An 18,405-nucleotide genomic window follows, 5' to 3' on the forward strand; every position below is an offset into this window, starting at 1 on the left:
AACCTTCCCTCCTCTCAAACAAAAATGTACTATAGATGTAGTACACCTTTAAGTGTATTATACCTATAGTACATTCAAAATGTCAATATTGTTTTTTTATTTTTTATAGAAATTTTTTTATAAATCAGTGACAAGCTCGATATAAACTTGTTCTAAACTTGTTATATACTTCTCATTGTCACTACCCTAAAAAGTATACAGAAAAATCAATTTCAAAGCTAGAAATCAATGACAAATCTCCTGTTATTAGCTTTTCCTTTTCCTGTTTTTTTAGCTTTTTTATTCTCTTTTCCAATTTCATAGCATCACTTTTCGACTTGAGCTGAAAAACAATTTCTGTTTTTTTATACTTCCTTGCTCTGACATACTTTGATCCGATTGAGCATTTATGTTCATCTATTCTCCTATCAATATCCGTTGTATATCCACAGTACAAAGAATCGTCCATACATCTTATTATATACGTAAACATAGGTACATTCCATGCCTTAACATTGTTTAAAGCTTATTTCCATCAACAAAGCTTCTCAGTACCAGCCATGCTTTTGTATCAAAATTATGATTTTCCAAGAGCAATTTTTTTGCTTCATCTTTCGTTACAAAAAAAGGTTTGATATTTTCACTTTCTTCTTGGTTTTTCTCAGTTATCACACCTCTTACTCTACCAAACAGCATCGAGATAGATTCGTCAGACATTCCCACTGATGGATACGTTCGCTTTGATGACCTTTCCCTATCAATATCATAAAGCTCAAGACCCGTTTCTTCAAAAAGCTCTCTTCTTGCAGCTTTTTCAATATCTTCACCTGCATCCACCAAGCCTGCTGGAAGTGATATAATATAGTCGTTTATCGGTATTCTAAATTCTTTAATAAGCAATAGCCTATCCTCTGCATCATCATACCCTACAATTACGACTGCATCAGATGCATAATTATCTTTCTCGAAAATAAGTTTTTTATATGAATCGATAGTCTTTCTTGATGCAACTATCCAGTATTTTTCATTTCCTAAGTATGTTTTGTATATCACCTTAAATAAATTAAGAAATTTTGATTCAAAGATGACCTCGACATTTATTATTTCATTTTTTTTATTTTCTGATTTCATTTTTTCTCCTTAAATTATTTACATATTCTTCCAGTGGGTATATAATTGAAATAGGAATATATAGTTTTATATTTTATTTGAAATTATTTGTTTTTGAAGGGAGAGATCGTTAATGCGTAATCAAACACAAAAATTAAGAAAAACAGTCGCAAATGTAACATTTCACGAATTTATCAAGGATCATTTAGATGATTTTGTAGAAGTGAATACATATCTAACAAAATCAAAGCTTTATGGTGTAATTGCTGATTATGATAATATCTCTCTAACGCTTTCTGTGACACGCTTGGACAAGGAAAAGAAAGATGCTATCGGCGGTAAAAATGATACTAGAAAGGAAATGCTTTATATTCCTGTTAGCTCGATAAAATCGATCAAAAAACTATAGTACTGTTAACTATTTAGCTATAATGGATGGTCAATACCATCCATTATAGCTTTTATTTTCTGCAGAAAATTATTCTATCTCAAAAACATTCTGAGTTTATTTTTCTTGCAAAATACCTCAATCTTCTCAGTCATAGCTTCAACTGTACCTCTTACGTCTTCACTTAGACTATCATTAGTTCTGCTGTAATTAATTATTTCTTTTGTCATAGGAAGCTCACCAAGTAATTCCAAATTCATTTCACTAAGGAATGCTTCCATTTCGGGTGCTTCAAATATTTCAATTTTTTCTGAACATCCAGGACATTTAACATAGCTCATATTTTGTACCAGTCCAATTACTGGAACCTTTAATTGATTTGCCATATTAACAGCCTTTGCAACAATCATAGAAACCAAATTCTGAGGTATTGATACCATCACTATCCCAGTCAATGGTATTGATTGCATAACTGTCAATGCGACATCTCCAGTGCCAGGAGGCATATCGATCAACAAATAGTCTAGCTCCTCCCATAATACGTCGTTATAAAACTGCTGAACTATATTGCCGATCATTGGACCTCTCCAAATTACTGGTGAATTTTCATCTTCAATCAAAAAATTTAGAGAAATCATCTTTATTCCCTCATCTGAAACGACAGGTATTATTGAATTGTTTGAAGAGAATGCTCTAATATCCTCCATGTTCATCAATCTTGGAATACTTGGTCCAGTTATATCTGCATCTAGTATTCCAACTTTATAGCCCTTATTGTTTAATTCTCTTGCAATTAGAGTTGTTACAGTCGATTTTCCCACTCCACCTTTACCACTCATTACACCGATGATATTTTTTATTTTATTAGAATTGCCGTTATTAGGTGAACTGCTGTTACCTATAGCTGCATTTTCGTTTACTTCACTCATAAAACTACCTCCAATTTTAATATGATTTTTATTACTTAGATACCCAAAAACTCATGGTAATATTCTTCAAAATTCCGTTTTAATCGACACTTAACTTCATCTGAAGCAAATGAACTCTCCACTGTATTATAGTATATTTTTTTATATGAGTCCATATCAAGTCCAAATACAGAGTCTATCAAATTCAATTCTTTCGTCATGGTCGTATTTGACACCGTTCTATTGTCAGTGTTTATTGAAATACCTATTCCATCCTTCAAATAGTCAATTACAGGGTGTAAATTAATATTTACTATAGTATTTGTATCTACATTGCTAGTCGGGCAAACTTCTAGCAAAATATTATTTTTCTTTACGATATCATATGCATTTTGACTATCGTTTATCCTTATTCCATGACCTATTCTCTGAGCACCCAGCAATGTAATGGCATCATATACATTCTTTCCTGATGCTGCTTCACCTGCGTGAACAGTAATGTTGTAGCCGAGCGTGCGTGCAAGCTTCATTGCCTCAATAAATTTTTTTGCAAAGCCCTCGTCCTCTGGACCTGCCAAATCTATACCGACTATTCCCTTGCCTATGAATTTTTCTCCAGCTTTTATCGTATCGATGGCAGCTTTTTCCGAATAATTCTTCATACAACATAAAATAATACCACCCTCGATGCCAAAATCAGCTTTTGCCCTATTCATACCATTTATTGATGATTCTATAACCTCGTGCAAGGATAGCCCCAATTTTGTGTGGAGAATTGGAGCAAACCTCAACTCGAGATACTTGACATTTTCCTCGCTGGCATCTTGAAATACCTCATACGTGAATCTCTCAATTGATCTTCTTGTCTGCATTACCATGAGTGGAAGCTCAAAGCAGCTTAGGTATTCAACCAATGAACTACAATTTTCTGGAACGGTAAGTAATTCTGTTATCTTATCCACATTCAAATCAGCATTTTCAGATTCAATTACTTTTAATTCATCTAACACACTTTCTGGTCTTAACGAGCCATCTAAATGACAATGTAGCTCTATCTTTGGAGCTTTTTTGTAATCAGTCTTGTTTGTTATCATATCTTTTTTATCGGTTGTTCTCTTACTCATAATTACCTCCAAAATTTGACAGTCTATTCAAAATAAACCCCCTCTCAAATCAATGCTCCTCTTTTTAATCAGAGCTTCTCTTTAAAATCTTAAATCAGAACTTTCCTTAAATCAAAAAAGGCTCGGAACACTCCTATTCATATGACTTGAATGCTCCAAACCTCTTTCTTATGATTGATTATATAGTTATATTTCCCCTCATCCTATTCATTTCATCAATAATGTTGATTGAATGGTCGGAAATTCTTTCTAAATTCGTAATAATATCCAAGAAATATATTCCTGCCTCTACAGTACAATCTCCACTGCGAAGTCTATCCATATGAGTTTTTCTATATTCTTTTTCAAGTCTTCCAAACTCACGTTCTCTTTCAATGATTTCCTTTGCTAGCTCTTCATCATATGTTTTGATTGCTGTAATACTATCGTAGAAGTTTCTAGAAGCTATATCAAATAGTATATCCAGCTCCCTGCTAGCCTCTTCAGAAAAGCTTAGCTTCTTTTCATTTAGGAATCCTGAAATTTCAGCCAGGTTTTCAGCATGATCCCCAACTCTCTCAATATCATTGACAATATGGAACAATACATCAGTCTTTATTCTTTCTATATCGCTAAGATTTCTTGTAGTCAATTTGAACAAGAAATTCGTAATATCAATTTGTAGCTTATTGATAATTTTCTCATATTCAAATGATTTCGCCACCAAATCCATATCTTTATTTTTAATTGACTCATAAGAAGCATTTAATGATCTTGTAGATCTGCTTGCCATTCTTATAACTTCATCAACAGTATTTGAAAGTGCAATTGATGGTGTTTCCAATATTCTTTCATCAAGGAATTTTGTTGTATTTATTCGTTCTTCTTCCTCATCAACTGAAACAGGAACCAATTTATATGCAAGCTTTAGCAGATAATTGGAAAACGGAAACAAAATACAAACATTTACCAAGTTAAACAAAGTATGTGCATTTGCTATCTGTCTAGGAACATTTGTAGGATCCATCGTTGTAACAAGAGAGATAATTGGTTTACTCAACACAACAATAAATAACAACGTACCCATAACGTTAAAAATAAGATGGACAATAGCAACTCTTCTCGCATTTCTGCTCGCACCAATTGTTGACAATAGAGATGTCACACAAGTACCTATATTGTCACCGTATAAAATTGGCAATGCTGCAGTTATTGGCAATAATCCCTGAGATGCCAAAACTATCAAAATACCAATTGATGCACTTGAGCTCTGGATTGTACCTGTGATCAAAAATCCAGCAACGATTCCCAAAATCGGATTTCTACTCAACATCAAAATTGCATCATGTACTTTTTGCATTTCTGATACTGGAGCAGCCGCATCCTTCATAAACGACATACCGACGAATAGGATACCAAATCCTATAAGTATTTCTGCCAAGTCCTTTACATGCTTCTTTTTTGTAAAGAACCACATAATCATACCCAATCCAATTGCAATCGGTGCATATTTTTCAATACTAAATGATACCAATTGTGCAGTTACCGTCGTACCAATATTTGCACCCATAATTATACCGACTGCTTGCTTTAATGTCATTATTCCAGCATTAACAAAACCAACCGTCATTACAGTAGTTGCACTAGAGCTTTGTATAATAGCAGTTACGATTGTCCCAACCAAAACACCCATCAACCTGTTGGTAGTCAACATCTCTATAATACGCTTAAGTTTCTCACCTGCAACTTTTTGCAGACCGTCGCCCATCACATTCATCCCATAAAGGAACATACCTAACCCTCCGACTAGGTAAACAGCTACATCCATATTTACACCTCAACTTAAATTATTTTTTACATTTTTTATATTTTCTTATCAATAAATAAAGCCTTAATATTATAATAACATGAAAACATAAAAATAAAAACAAAAAATATTTTTCGTTTTTATTTTCACAGTATTTGTGATATTCTATTTCTAAAGTCACTTTATAGTAATTTCTGAAGCCGCTTTATAAATCAAATCATCAAGCAGCTCTTTGTCTTCAAGTATATTCTTTATAAAATACTCATTCCTCTGAACCGGTCCGATATTCATGTACCCTCTATTGCTGACATTAATTCTTCGTAAATCGTCCTTATGTTCTCTTGAATCTTTTGTGATTATTCCAACTCTTCCCTTTGCCCCTTCAATTCTAAAATATTCAGAAATGCTAAGATCATCTTTTTTGTCTTTTAAGACTGATTCAACGTTGTATTCAAGAAATTGTCTAATATCCAAATATCCTCTTTCAAAAACTCCCTTGTCAAGCCCGTATGGCAAAAGCTCAATTAGCCTTATATCAATATCGTTGTTTATTGTCATTTTCATAAAATCAAGTAGCTCATCATCATTGAACCCTTTTATGGCAACACAGTTTATTTTTAAATTGATACCTGCAGCAATGCAAGCATCAATCGACAAAAACACTTCCTTCAAATTGCCACCATCTGTCAATGCTTGATATCTGTATTCTTTTAATGAGTCCAATGAAATATTAACATTTGTAAGCCCTTTTGCTTTTAACTCGATTATCCTTGTAGCCAATCCAATTCCATTCGTCGTAATGCCAATTTCCTCAATCCCAAGCTCCCTTGAGTATTCGACTAATTCCGATAATCCCCTATAAAGTAGTGGTTCTCCACCAACAAATTTTATCTTTTTCAAACCACGCTTAACGAAATACTCGATTACTTTTTTGAAATCGTCAATTTTCATCGCTTGCCTATCCTGTTCAATAACAACTGAACCAACATTAGACTTTAAATATAGCAAAGAAAAATTGCTTTCTTCGGTTAATATTACTCTTAAATAGGATAATTTGTCATCCATTTATTCACCACTCCTTAAAAAATTTTTATCAAGCTATCAGTTATGGTTTTTGAAATAACCCTTTTCATCTCCATATAATCGAAATATGTATCAAATTCATAAGATACATAATCCAATCCCTCAGACGCCAGTTTGTTTATTTTTTCAATATTATTGTCGTAGAATATGTCTATTCTTCCTACTTTTTCGATCATTTTGTATATACATTCGTATAAATCCGAAATTATCTTATTACTATATTCTCCATATTTTTCTATAGTGTTATAAATACTTTCTTCAGAAACTAGTGATGATTTGAAAAATTTAATGAAATTCATAAAATCGTCCACGTTATTTTCTGGCTCTAATTCAAAAATTATCTTGAAAAACAAATTCCAAGGAACTTCAGAATTCATCTTTTTCAGAAAAAAGTTTGCCACATTCTGAGAAAACTCATCCTCAAACACAACCTCATTCTCCATATGTATCTCATTATCAAAATCGATATCCTTGTTGATAAAGTCATTTATTTTGCTATATTCATCTGTAAGAAAATTGCTTAATCCTTCCAGCGAGTCGCTGTACTTGTTCATCGAATAACTAATGATGGTTTCACAAGGCTTTTTGAAATCAATAGAAAAATACAATTGCTTTTTCATTTTATACATTATCGTATCATAAAGTATTTTCGCAAAAATCTTTTCCATTTCAACTCTACCCGTATTTCCATCTATTTTATCCTTAGACTTAAAGTTGGTATAAATATTCAATAGCTGATCGTCAATCATAGTTAGACTATTTTTTATTGACACCATCATGTCTTTTAGGAATGCATCCTCCAACAGATAAGTCGTATTTTTATAGATGATTTTGTGTTCGATTTCGCTCCAGAACACGTTTACCAGTGATTTGATCTGAAGTTCGAACTTAATTCTTCTATTCAAAAAAGTATATTCTCCGTCAATTTTATATATTTCAAAACCGTTTTTTTGTCGAAGAGGCTGTTTATCATATAGATATAACCTTATATTTTTATTAGATTTGGAATAGAAATATTTTCTGTCATCAGTACATTTAAAGTATTTCTTTAAAATTAAGAATATATCTTTTTCTTCCTTTGTGAATTTACATTCCATCCTAATACCAATCAAGTCTGGTATATCCGATATCAATTCCTTTGGCTCAGAATATGTGCTAAGGTATCTATTTCGTATTATCTTTTCCTTCAAGCTGTTTTCAGATTTTATTCTCGAAGTAACAGCGATTAATTCAGTATCATTTAGTGGAATGGATGCAAAAAATTTAACAAGTTCATCTTCAATTACTTCCAAAGCTGGTCTTTGTTCAGCCAGTATCGATGTCGCTTCTTCGATAAACTCAAATTCTTTTAACCTCATAGCTTCCTCCAGTAATTTAGTTTACTCTTAATTATAACAAAAAATACATATAATTGTAAAATAAAAAAACAAGAATATGCAAAAAGAGCCATTTCAAAAGAAACAGCTCTAAATAATTTTATCATGTATTTATATAACTTATTGTGTGTATTCTTTTATATGTTCTTTGCATATCTTTTAATACACCCTTTTGTAACGAATTTTTTATTTGACAATATCAATATTCCAAATATTTTTCGCATATTCCTCTGTCGATCTATCTGCTGAGAATATACCAGCTTTCGCTATATTCACAAGACTCATAGATCCCCACTTGTTCTTATCCAAGTATGTATTTTCAACTTCTTTTTGCTTTTCAACATAACTATGGAAATCAGCCAAACACATATATGGATCACTATTTATCAAGTAATCGACAATATTATTGAAGTTAGATCCATTCAAATTGATTGTTCTTATAAACTCCAAGGTATCTCTGATTTCACTTGAGCTTCTATAATAATCAATCGGTCTGTAACCGTTTTTGATTAATTCATTGACTTCTGGCGTTGATAGACCAAAAATAAAAATATTTTTATCTCCAACTGCCTCGTGAATTTCAACATTTGCTCCATCCATTGTCCCCAAAGTCAAAGCACCGTTTAACATCAGCTTCATATTTCCAGTTCCAGAAGCCTCTTTTCCGGCTTGTGAAATCTGTTCACTGACATTTGCAGCTGGAATGATCTTTTCAGCCAAGGTCACTCTGTAGTCTTCTAAAAATACAACCTTCACATAGTTTCTAACAACAGGATCTGCCTCAATCATCTCAGACAACGTACAAATAAATTTGATAATATTTTTTGCCATTGCATATCCTGATGATGCCTTTGCACCGAAAATAAATGTTCTAGGTACAGGTCTTAATCCATCAAACTTAATCTTTCTGTACAGATATACAATATGAAGTGCGTTTAATAGCTGTCTTTTGTATTCATGTAGTCTCTTAACCTGTACATCGAAAATAGATTCATTGTCGACATTTATTCCAGTAGATTCCTTTATGTATTTTGAAAGCTGAGCCTTCTTTAGCAATTTTATTTTTTCCAGATCTTCAATTACAGATCTATCATCCTTATAATCATATAGTTTTTCAATTTTAGATAAATCTTTTACAAAATCCACCTTCAATAGATCATTCAAATATGATGTCAATTCAGGATTAGATTGTGCTATCCATCTTCTGTGAGCGATTCCATTAGTTACATTGTTAAACTTGCCCGGATAAATTCTGTTAAATGACTTGAATGTATCTTCAACAAGTATATCTGAATGTAGCTTTGAAACACCATTTACGTTGTAGCTACTTACAATACATAAATTTGCCATTTTTATCATGTTGTTATGTATTATCGACATAGTTTCAAGCTCAGACAATGCGCCAATTCTCTTACACCATTCACAAAATCTGTTGTTTATTTCTGCGATAATAGAATATATTCTCGGTAATATAGGCTTGAATAGGTCTACCGACCACTTTTCAAGTGCTTCTGCCATTATAGTATGGTTTGTATATGCAAAAGTCTTTGTAACAATGTTCCAAGCATCTTCCCATGAGTATTCGTACTCATCCAATAGTATTCTCATAAGCTCTGGAATACACATTGCTGGATGAGTATCATTTATATGAATTACCACCTTTTCAGCCAAATTATCCAATGTTGAATAAGTTGCGTAGTGATTTCTCACTATCTGCTGTAGAGAGGCACTTGTAAAGAAGTACTGTTGCTTTATTCGAAGTGCTTTACCAGTATCGTTGTCATCTGCCGGATACAGAAGCTTTGAAATTGACTCCGCAATAACATCAGATTCAACAGATCTCGCATATTCTCCCTTTTCAAAAAGCTTCATATTGAATCCCTTGTTAGCTTTTGCTCTCCAAAGTCTTAAGGTGTTGACAGCTTCACTATGATAACCAGATATCAACAAATCATATGGTTCTGCTATTACAGAAGTATAATCGTTATGAGTGATTTTTAAACCTTTATCAGTCCACTCTTCTCTTGTGCTACCGTAAAACTTTATCTCAACTTCCTCATCACTTCTATATGCCAACCCATATGAACCCAAATCTAGCCAATTGTCAGGATATTCTTGCTGCCATCCATCATGTATAACTTGTTTAAAAATTCCAAACTCATATAGAATTGAAAATCCAGTCATTGGATAATCCTGGCTTGTAAGAGCATCCATATAGCATGATGCCAATCTCCCCAAACCACCATTTCCAAGACCAGGATCTGGTTCTATATCATATATTTTATCAAGAGTAAATCCATTTTTTTCCAAATAATCCTTTACTTCTTTTTCCAATCCAAGATTAAAAAGATTATTTCTCAAAGTTCTACCTACCAAAAACTCCATAGACATATAAAATGCCTGTTTCTGTTTTGAATCCTTTAATTTTTTGTTGTAATCAAACCTTTTTTCAGATAGTTTATCTCTTGTCTTTACCATCAAAGCCTGATAAACTTGTCTTTCACTCGCTTCATCAATCGAGTTTCCAAATTTTGTTTCGAGATATCTTCCTATCTCATCAGTAAATCCTACCATTATCTTCTCCTTACTTCACTTCTACCAAATCACTTTTTTATTGCTATTAACACTATAAACGATAAAACTTAAATTAATAATATGGTTAATAATAAAATTAATACTAAGATAAGCTTTATCGCAATAGTGTTTTTTCGTTATATTTTACAGTATTTCTTTGTACATTTCAATATATTCTTTTGATGATTTCACCCAACTTGAATCATAATTCATTGCATTGTGCATTATTTTCTTCCAAGCTTCTTGGTCTGTATTAAATACCTCCAATGCACGTCTTACAGCATTCAGCATATCATATGCATTATACGACTCGAACGTAAAGCCTGTTCCTTCACCAGATAAAGGATTATATGGAACTACAGTGTCTCTTAATCCACCAACTCTATTGACAACTGGAATTGTTCCGTATCTCATTGCTATCAGTTGTGACAGACCACATGGCTCTGATTTTGAAGGCATCAAATATAGATCTGATGATGAATATATTTTTGACGATAGTTCATTGGAGAACATTATCAAGGACCTAATTCTATCATGTCTTGTATTTTCCAAACACCTTAGACTCGACTCCAATCTTGGATCGCCAGTTCCTAAGATTACCAGTTGAGTTCCCATATTGACAATTTCCTCTGCAACATCTATGATTAAATCTATTCCTTTCTGATCAGTTAGTCTAGTTACCATTCCAACAAGGGGAATCTCCTCATTTACCTCAAGCGCCAATTCTTTTTGCAGAGCCAGCTTATTTTTCACTTTTTTGTCGATTGTCTCATAAGTATAGTTTTTATATATCACATCGTCTTTTTGAGGATTAAACTTTTCATAGTCGATACCATTTACAATTCCCCTCAATTTCCATTTTTCATTGTTGAGTACTGGATCAAGTCCAAACGAAAAATATGGTTGAAGAATTTCTTCAGCATAGGTTTTACTAACTGTATTAACCTTATCAGCCAACTGAATTCCTGCCTTTAGTAGATTGATATCCCCATCAAAGGTCATGATTGGAAGATAATCATTATCCAAACCAAATAGATTTCCTAAAATATATGGATTGAATTTTCCCTGGAATTCTATATTATGAATTGACAACACAGTTTTTATATCCTTAAAAAATTCGAATCCCAATTTCTTGAATAAATCCACATAAACTATTGACATTGATGTATGCCAATCATTGGAGTTGATGATATCCGGCTTAAAATCGATATGTGGAAGTATTTCAAGAGCCGCCTTTGAGAAAAATGCAAATCTCTCACCATCATCCATCTCTCCATATACATTTCCTCTCTTAAAATATTGTTCGTTATCAATAAAATAGTACTTGACACCTTTTAATTCTGTTTCAAAAATACCACAATAAAGGTTTCTCCATCCCAAAGTAATGTAAATGTATTTTATAAATTTGATGTTGTATTTTTCTCTGTCTATACTACTGTATAGTGGCAATACTACTCTGGCATCAACATTATCGTCATTTAGTTCTTTTGGAAGAGAGCCGATAACATCTCCCAGTCCACCGGTTTTAACAAAAGGAGCACCTTCTGCTGCAATAAATAAGACCTTCATATTTTCACCTCCTCATATTTTTACTTAGCATTATATATCCATGTATTTTGGCACCGTAAACTGACGATTTTTATCTCCTCTTAGATCCTTTTTTTCGCCTATAGACACACACTTATCTGTAATCACATAATCAAGTTTTGCATCCTTTCTCACTACAGTTCCAGACATCAAAATACTATTTTTGACCTCTGCACCTTCTTCGATAATCACATCTCTAAATATGATACTATTTTTAACTTCTCCATTTATCTTGCACCCATCAGCCAGCATCGAATTTTTGACTTTTGCCTTTTCACCATAAAGAGTTGGCACACTGTCCTTAACTCTCGTAAGTATTTCTGTATCAGATAGGAATAATTCCTTGCTCACATCTTCATTTAGCAGATCCATATTCATATTATAATAACTGTCCAAGCTATCTATCACTTTGCAATACCCATCAAATTTGTAAACATAAACATTTAGTCTGTTAAAATTCTTAGATATATAATCCCTTACAATATCTTGCCAACCTTTTGAATTTCCCTTTTTTATTATGTCGATCAGCATTTCCTTGCTCATCAACGTTACCTTTATCAAGGTGTCGCATTCATAGTCTGCACCTGTCTGATGATACAATAGGTCATATGCTCTATTTTTCGAGTCGACAAGCATTTCAATCTCACCATTTCTTGGCTTTCTTCTCACACAAACAACCGTAAAGTCTGCATTATTTGCCTCATGGAATTTAAGCATCTCTTTGAAGTCGATGTTTGCGATAATATTTGAATCAGCAACGATACAATACTTTTGCAACATAGAGTTTATATACGGCAGTGCATGATTTAATGCTTCAAACTTACTTCTGGCAACACCTGAATCTGTTATAGCAAGAGGTGGAATTATTTTAAGTCCACTATTTTTTCTATTCAAATCCCAATCCTTACCCCATCCAACATGATCCATCAGTGAATTGTAATTATTTGTCGCCAATATACCTATATTTGGAATATTAGCCTTGACCAATGAAGAAAGCATAAAATCCACCATTCTGTATCTACAACCTATTGGAAGCGATGCCAGTGTTCTGTTTTTTACAAACCCTCCTATATCATAATTTTGAAAAATATCTGAAAATAATATACTAAACGCATTCATACTGGTTACCTCCTACAACTGTTTTTTAACTTCAGAATTGCTATTAATAATATCGCTGTTTCCAACTACTGTAATCATATCCTTACCAGAAACAATTTTTTCGTGACCGACCTTTGCACCAGACTCAATTTTCGCTTCTTCAGCCACAATGGAGTTGTATATTTTTGCGCCTTTTCCGACAAATGCATTTTTCATGATAACGCTATTGTAAATCTCAGCTCCTTCTTCAATAATTACTCCAGAAGAAATTACAGATTCTACAACTTTTCCATTCACTATTGATCCCTCTGATATCATAGAATTTGATAATTTGGCATCGGCACCAATGTATTGAGGCATTGATTCATAATGTCTACAATATATTCTCCAAAGCGGATCGAAAATATTGAACTCATCAACATTATGAAGAAGATCCATATTTGCCTGCCATAAACTCTCAATAGTTCCGACATCTTTCCAATATCCTTCAAAAGGATAAGCAAATATTTTCTTCCCATCATTTAGCATCATTGGTATCATATCCTTACCAAAGTCATAGCTTGTATTTTCAAGATCTTCAACTAAAGACAAATATTTTTTTAGCTCAGACCATTTAAAAATATATATTCCCATGGAAGCCTTTGTAGAAATTGGTTTTGCTGGCTTTTCAACAAATTCAGATACAGAAAGATCATTGAGCGTGTTTAGTATTCCAAATCTACTCGCCTCTTCCAATGTCACATTGATGTGAGCAATTGTTAAATCTGCACCTCTTTTTTTATGAAATTCAAGCATATCATTATAGTTCATTTTATATATATGGTCTCCAGACAAAATTAATACATACTCTGGATCATATTGTTCAATGTATTTCAAGTTCTGATATATTGCATTTGAAGTGCCCTTGTACCAATCACCTGTTTCACCACCTGTATATGGAGGAAGTATTGATAGCCCGCCATCCATTCTATCCAAATCCCAAGGAGATCCATTTCCGATATACGAATTTAACTCCAGAGGCATAAATTGAGTCAGTACACCCACTGTCGATATACCTGAATTCACACAATTTGAAAGAGGAAAATCGATAATTCTATATTTACCACCAAAAGGAACTGCCGGCTTTGCCATATTCTTTGTTAAAGCATGAAGTCTAGTTCCTTGTCCACCAGCCAATAACATGGCTACAATTTCTTTCTTTAATCTCATAATACACCTCTCAAAATTTAGACCTTATAAATATTTTTTGCTAGCGTTTATTTGTCGTTTTACTTTTAACCTTATTCTTCACTTTGCTCAGAGTGGCTTTTTTCTCTTTGTTTATCAAGTAAATAGCTGAAAATGGTGGAATTGAAATAGAAATATGGTATCTGAATCCATTGAATCCTTCATCCACAGGTAAAATATTTCTATTGATTAGACCACTTCCGCCGTATTTCTTTGCATCTGAATTAATCAGTACTTTAAAAGGTTTATCAGTGTCAACACCGATTTTATACTCTTTCAACAATTGAGATGAAAAATTGCATATTGCCATTACTCTATCATCATTTTTCGATTTTCTTGTAAATGCAAACACATTGTTTCTCATATCGTCGACAGTATTCCAAGTGAATCCTTGCCAATCATTGTCGCTTTCCCATAGACTTGGATTATCTTTGTAAACCTTATTCAACTCCTTAATGAATCTTTGATTGTTTGAATGATTTTCATATTGAAGCAACATCCAATCTAACTCCTTTGACTCATCCCACTCAATCACCTGAGCCAAATCAGTACCCATAAAAGTCAATTTTTTTCCAGGATGAGCATACATATATCCCAGATACGCCTTTAAGCTTGAAAACTTGTCATCAAATTCTACCATTGCCCTATCGAGAATAGATTTTTTTCCATGTACCACCTCGTCATGTGAAAGTGGCAATATGTAGTTTTCTGAAAATGCATAGGTAAGTGAAAAAGTTAGGTTATTATGCATATCTTTTCTAAAAAATGGATCTGACTCTAAATATTTTAATGAATCGTTCATCCAACCCATATTCCACTTAAAATCGAATCCCAACCCACCGTCTTCTATGGAATGGGTAACTTTTGGCCAAGCTGTTGATTCTTCGGCAACCATAAAAGCACCTTTGAATTTAGATTTGATATGTCCATTTAGTATTCTAAAGAAATCTATTACCTCAAGATTCTCATTTTTACCATATTTATTCGGAGTCCATTGTCCGTCATTTCTTCCATAATCGAGATAAAGCATCGATGAAACAGCATCTACTCTCAGACCATCGATATGATATTTGTCAAGCCAGTACGATGCGTTTGAGACAAGAAAAGATATTACTTCCTTTCTACCATAGTCGAACACTCTTGTGCCCCACTCCTTATGCTCCATTTTGTTTGGATCAGAATACTCATACACATAGCCACCATCAAATTCACACAACCCTGATTCATCCTTTGGAAAGTGTCCAGGAACCCAGTCTAATATTACTCCTATTCCATTTTTATGGCATTCATCAACAAAATTCATGAAATCTTCTGGAAGTCCATATCTTGACGTTGGAGCAAAATATCCAGTAACCTGATACCCCCAAGATTTATCAAAAGGGTGCTCAAGTATTGGTAATATTTCAATATGTGTATAATTCATTGACTTCACATATTTTACAAGCTCCTGAGCTAATTCTCTGTAAGAATAAAAATTTCCATCATATTTTTTTCGCCATGAACCAAGATGAACCTCATATATGTTCATAGGTTTTTCATAAGGGATTTCCCTCTTTTTCATCCAATTTTTATCCGACCATTCGTACTCTCCTATTGGATATACTTTTGATGAAGTACTCGGTCTAGTTTCAAAATGTTTGGCATAAGGGTCTGATTTGTATAAAAATTTCGAATTTTCGGTTTCAAATACGAACTTGTAACAATCATATTTCTTTACACCCTCAATTTCAACCTCATAAACTCCACCATCAGTGATCTTTTTCATTTCATGAGAGGTCGGATTCCACTCACAAAAATCTCCTGTCACATATACTCGATGAGCATTTGGAGCCCATACTCTAAAGGTACACTTACCCTCCTTCAAAAATGAACCCAGAAAATCGTAGGACTTAAAATTTGTTCCCTCATGAAACAAATATTCTGCCAATTCATTTTTCTTGTCTACCATAACCATAATTCACCTCACTTACATATTAAAATACTCATTAAGAAGTAACATTAAACTAAGTAATGATTATCTTATATTTATATTATCACATTTACCTACATTTTCCATCATAAAATAAAAACTTTATTTGAATTTAAAGAAAATTCTTTTTTAATAATAATGCGGTATCACTACCATTATATTGGTTTTTATTATATAATATAAATAATTACTTTGAATAACATTGATAAAGCAGAGGTAAAAAATGAAAGATATAATATACAATCCATTGACGTTCAAGACTCCGAGTGGCTCAATAAACAATTGTGAGTCATCTGTCTTAGACGTTTTAGTGAGAAAAGGACTTTACGAAACCGGTATCAATTTTTGTATATACAGTGATCAGAATGAAACATTTATTATGAAAACGCATATGAAAAAGGTTGGTGAAATCGGTTCATACATTAAATATACAGTTTATTTGGACAAATTTGAAGTTGGAATTTACTATTACTATTTTGAAGTCAAGTTTGGAGAAAACAATGTATCATATATTTCAAACTTCGATTACAATGCAGAGATTAGCGATAGAATAATTCCATGGCAGCTGACAGTTTTTGATAAAGGCTACAAAACTCCAGACTGGGTAAAAGGTGGCATAATGTACCAGATTTTTCCAGATAGATTTAAAAAAGATGATAGCTATATTCCTTCGAAAACTATCAACGAGGATGAAAGAATTATTCATTCCAATTGGAACGACATTCCAAACTCTTCATTTGACACAGAAAATTATGCAGCAAGAGATTTTTACAAAGGTAATCTTGATGGTATTCTTTCTGAAAAGGAATATTTTGAGTCTTTGAATATCGACATGATTTATTTAAATCCCGTATTTGAAAGCTCAGAGAACCACAGGTACTCCACAGCAGATTACTATAATATCGATCCATATTTGGGTACTAATGACATTTTTGAGCATCTATGTTCAGAGTTTAAAAAAAGCAATATTAATATTATACTTGATGGTGTGTTTAGCCACACTGGATCTGATAGCAAATACTTCAATAAAAAAAGTCATTACTCAGATATAGGTGCATACAATTCATTGGAATCAAAGTATTATCCATGGTTTAAGTTTATAGAATATCCAGATAAATACGATTCGTGGTGGGGATTTGATAATCTTCCAACGGTCAACAAGGAAAATAAGGATTTTAGAGATTTCATCTGTAAACCTGAAGATGGTGTACTCAATTATTGGCAAAATAAAGGAATAAAGGGATGGAGATTGGATGTCGTGGACGAGCTTCCAGATATTTTTGTCGACGAAATTAGAGCCTCCATGAAGGAAAAAGATCCTGATTCTTTTTTGATTGGAGAGGTTTGGGAGGATGCATCAAACAAATTCTCTTATGGATACAGAAGGAAATATTTACTTGGAGATCAATTGGATTCTGTTATGAACTATCCATGGAAATTTGCGATTATAGACTTTATGAAAAATAAGAATGCAGACCTATTCGCTTCAAGGGTGATGACACTGATAAATAACTATCCAAAGCCTGCACTCGACTGTCTAATGAATATACTTTCCACTCATGACACAGAGAGAATAATCACAGTTCTTGGAAAAGACATCGGTCTAGTTGACAACCATTTAAAAAAGGATTTTAGGCTTGAGGAAAGTGACTATGAAAAAGCAAAAATCCTTGAAAAATTCGCATCATTTTTGCAGTTTACACTCCCTGGCATACCATCAATCTACTATGGCGACGAAATAGGAATGCAGGGCTTCTCTGATCCATTTAACAGAGCTTGTTTTGATAAGGACAATGGAGATATTGAGCTATTGGATCACTACAGAAAACTTTGCGATTTCAGAAGAAGATACAGGCATGACTTTAAATCTGGATTCGCCATGGCATTTCACGAAGGAAATGTTATTTCATACTACAGAAACAATATATTATGTATAGTGAATATGTGTAACGATCCGATAATATTCGAGGATAAAACATATGGCGAGTGGGTTTTTGGAAATAAAAAGCCATTTTTTACCGATTATGGAATAGTCATCGGACCACAATCATACACAGCTATCAATATAAACGAATAGTTTATGAATAGCATACGAATAGCTTTGAGAAATAATATTTCAAAATAAACAAATGGCGTTATGTCATAACATTTCAACACAAAAAATAATATTATAATGATAATAAGACATAATTGATA

The 18,405-nt window shown here is 33.0% G+C and carries 14 protein-coding genes; 2 read left to right on the forward strand and 12 right to left on the reverse strand.

Features of this window, described 5'->3' with window-relative positions; all coding sequences use genetic code 11:
- Positions 1-181: 181 nt before the first annotated feature.
- Together FYJ71_RS03950 and FYJ71_RS03955 are read right to left on the reverse strand one after the other, a co-directional pair.
- Positions 182-472 carry a GIY-YIG nuclease family protein gene (locus FYJ71_RS03950; RefSeq protein ID WP_154537479.1) on the reverse strand — a complete coding sequence of 97 codons (291 nt, stop codon included), beginning with the start codon at positions 470-472 and terminating at the stop codon, positions 182-184.
- Positions 473-498: 26 nt separating this feature from the next.
- Positions 499-1,110, reverse strand: coding sequence for an NUDIX hydrolase (locus tag FYJ71_RS03955; protein WP_154537480.1), 612 nt, complete (start codon positions 1,108-1,110; stop codon positions 499-501).
- Between the two features lie 112 nt (positions 1,111-1,222).
- Between FYJ71_RS03955 and FYJ71_RS03960 the strand changes: the two genes are divergently transcribed.
- Positions 1,223-1,498, forward strand: a complete 276-nt coding sequence (locus FYJ71_RS03960) for a hypothetical protein (RefSeq protein ID WP_154537481.1) — start codon at positions 1,223-1,225, stop codon at positions 1,496-1,498.
- 74 nt (positions 1,499-1,572) lie between these two features.
- On the opposite strand, the gene FYJ71_RS03965 is transcribed toward FYJ71_RS03960, so the two are convergent.
- From FYJ71_RS03965 to glgB, 10 genes are all read right to left on the reverse strand, one after another.
- On the reverse strand, positions 1,573-2,406 hold the full coding sequence (locus FYJ71_RS03965; RefSeq protein WP_154537482.1) for an Mrp/NBP35 family ATP-binding protein: 834 nt from the start codon (positions 2,404-2,406) through the stop codon (positions 1,573-1,575).
- A 35-nt stretch (positions 2,407-2,441) separates the two neighbouring features.
- On the reverse strand, positions 2,442-3,509 hold the full coding sequence (gene add / locus FYJ71_RS03970) for an adenosine deaminase (protein WP_235899055.1): 1,068 nt from the start codon (positions 3,507-3,509) through the stop codon (positions 2,442-2,444).
- A gap of 178 nt (positions 3,510-3,687) precedes the next feature.
- Complete coding sequence (locus FYJ71_RS03975; protein WP_154537483.1) at positions 3,688-5,316, reverse strand: Na/Pi cotransporter family protein; 1,629 nt, start codon at positions 5,314-5,316, stop codon at positions 3,688-3,690.
- Positions 5,317-5,472: 156 nt separating this feature from the next.
- The gene (locus FYJ71_RS03980) at positions 5,473-6,360 is read right to left on the reverse strand and encodes a radical SAM protein (protein WP_154537484.1); all 888 of its coding nucleotides are present in this window, start codon (positions 6,358-6,360) and stop codon (positions 5,473-5,475) included.
- Positions 6,361-6,374: 14 nt separating this feature from the next.
- A complete protein-coding gene (locus tag FYJ71_RS03985) occupies positions 6,375-7,736 on the reverse strand; it encodes a GTP pyrophosphokinase (RefSeq protein ID WP_154537485.1) in 1,362 nt (453 codons plus the stop codon).
- Between the two features lie 204 nt (positions 7,737-7,940).
- Positions 7,941-10,328 carry a glycogen/starch/alpha-glucan phosphorylase gene (locus FYJ71_RS03990; RefSeq protein ID WP_154537486.1) on the reverse strand — a complete coding sequence of 796 codons (2,388 nt, stop codon included), beginning with the start codon at positions 10,326-10,328 and terminating at the stop codon, positions 7,941-7,943.
- Positions 10,329-10,472: 144 nt separating this feature from the next.
- Entirely contained in the window at positions 10,473-11,897 is a 1,425-nt protein-coding gene (gene glgA / locus FYJ71_RS03995; protein ID WP_154537487.1) for a glycogen synthase GlgA, read from the reverse strand.
- A gap of 30 nt (positions 11,898-11,927) precedes the next feature.
- Positions 11,928-13,034, reverse strand: a complete 1,107-nt coding sequence (gene glgD / locus FYJ71_RS04000) for a glucose-1-phosphate adenylyltransferase subunit GlgD (RefSeq protein ID WP_154537488.1) — start codon at positions 13,032-13,034, stop codon at positions 11,928-11,930.
- A 12-nt stretch (positions 13,035-13,046) separates the two neighbouring features.
- Positions 13,047-14,222, reverse strand: a complete 1,176-nt coding sequence (locus tag FYJ71_RS04005; RefSeq protein ID WP_154537489.1) for a glucose-1-phosphate adenylyltransferase — start codon at positions 14,220-14,222, stop codon at positions 13,047-13,049.
- A 40-nt stretch (positions 14,223-14,262) separates the two neighbouring features.
- On the reverse strand, positions 14,263-16,194 hold the full coding sequence (gene glgB, locus FYJ71_RS04010) for a 1,4-alpha-glucan branching protein GlgB (protein ID WP_154537490.1): 1,932 nt from the start codon (positions 16,192-16,194) through the stop codon (positions 14,263-14,265).
- 238 nt (positions 16,195-16,432) lie between these two features.
- On the opposite strand from glgB, the gene FYJ71_RS04015 reads away from it, so the two are divergent.
- Complete coding sequence (locus FYJ71_RS04015; protein ID WP_154537491.1) at positions 16,433-18,286, forward strand: glycoside hydrolase family 13 protein; 1,854 nt, start codon at positions 16,433-16,435, stop codon at positions 18,284-18,286.
- Positions 18,287-18,405 lie beyond the last annotated feature (119 nt).

Source organism: Peptostreptococcus porci, assembly GCF_009695815.1.
GTDB classification, from domain to species: domain Bacteria; phylum Bacillota; class Clostridia; order Peptostreptococcales; family Peptostreptococcaceae; genus Peptostreptococcus; species Peptostreptococcus porci.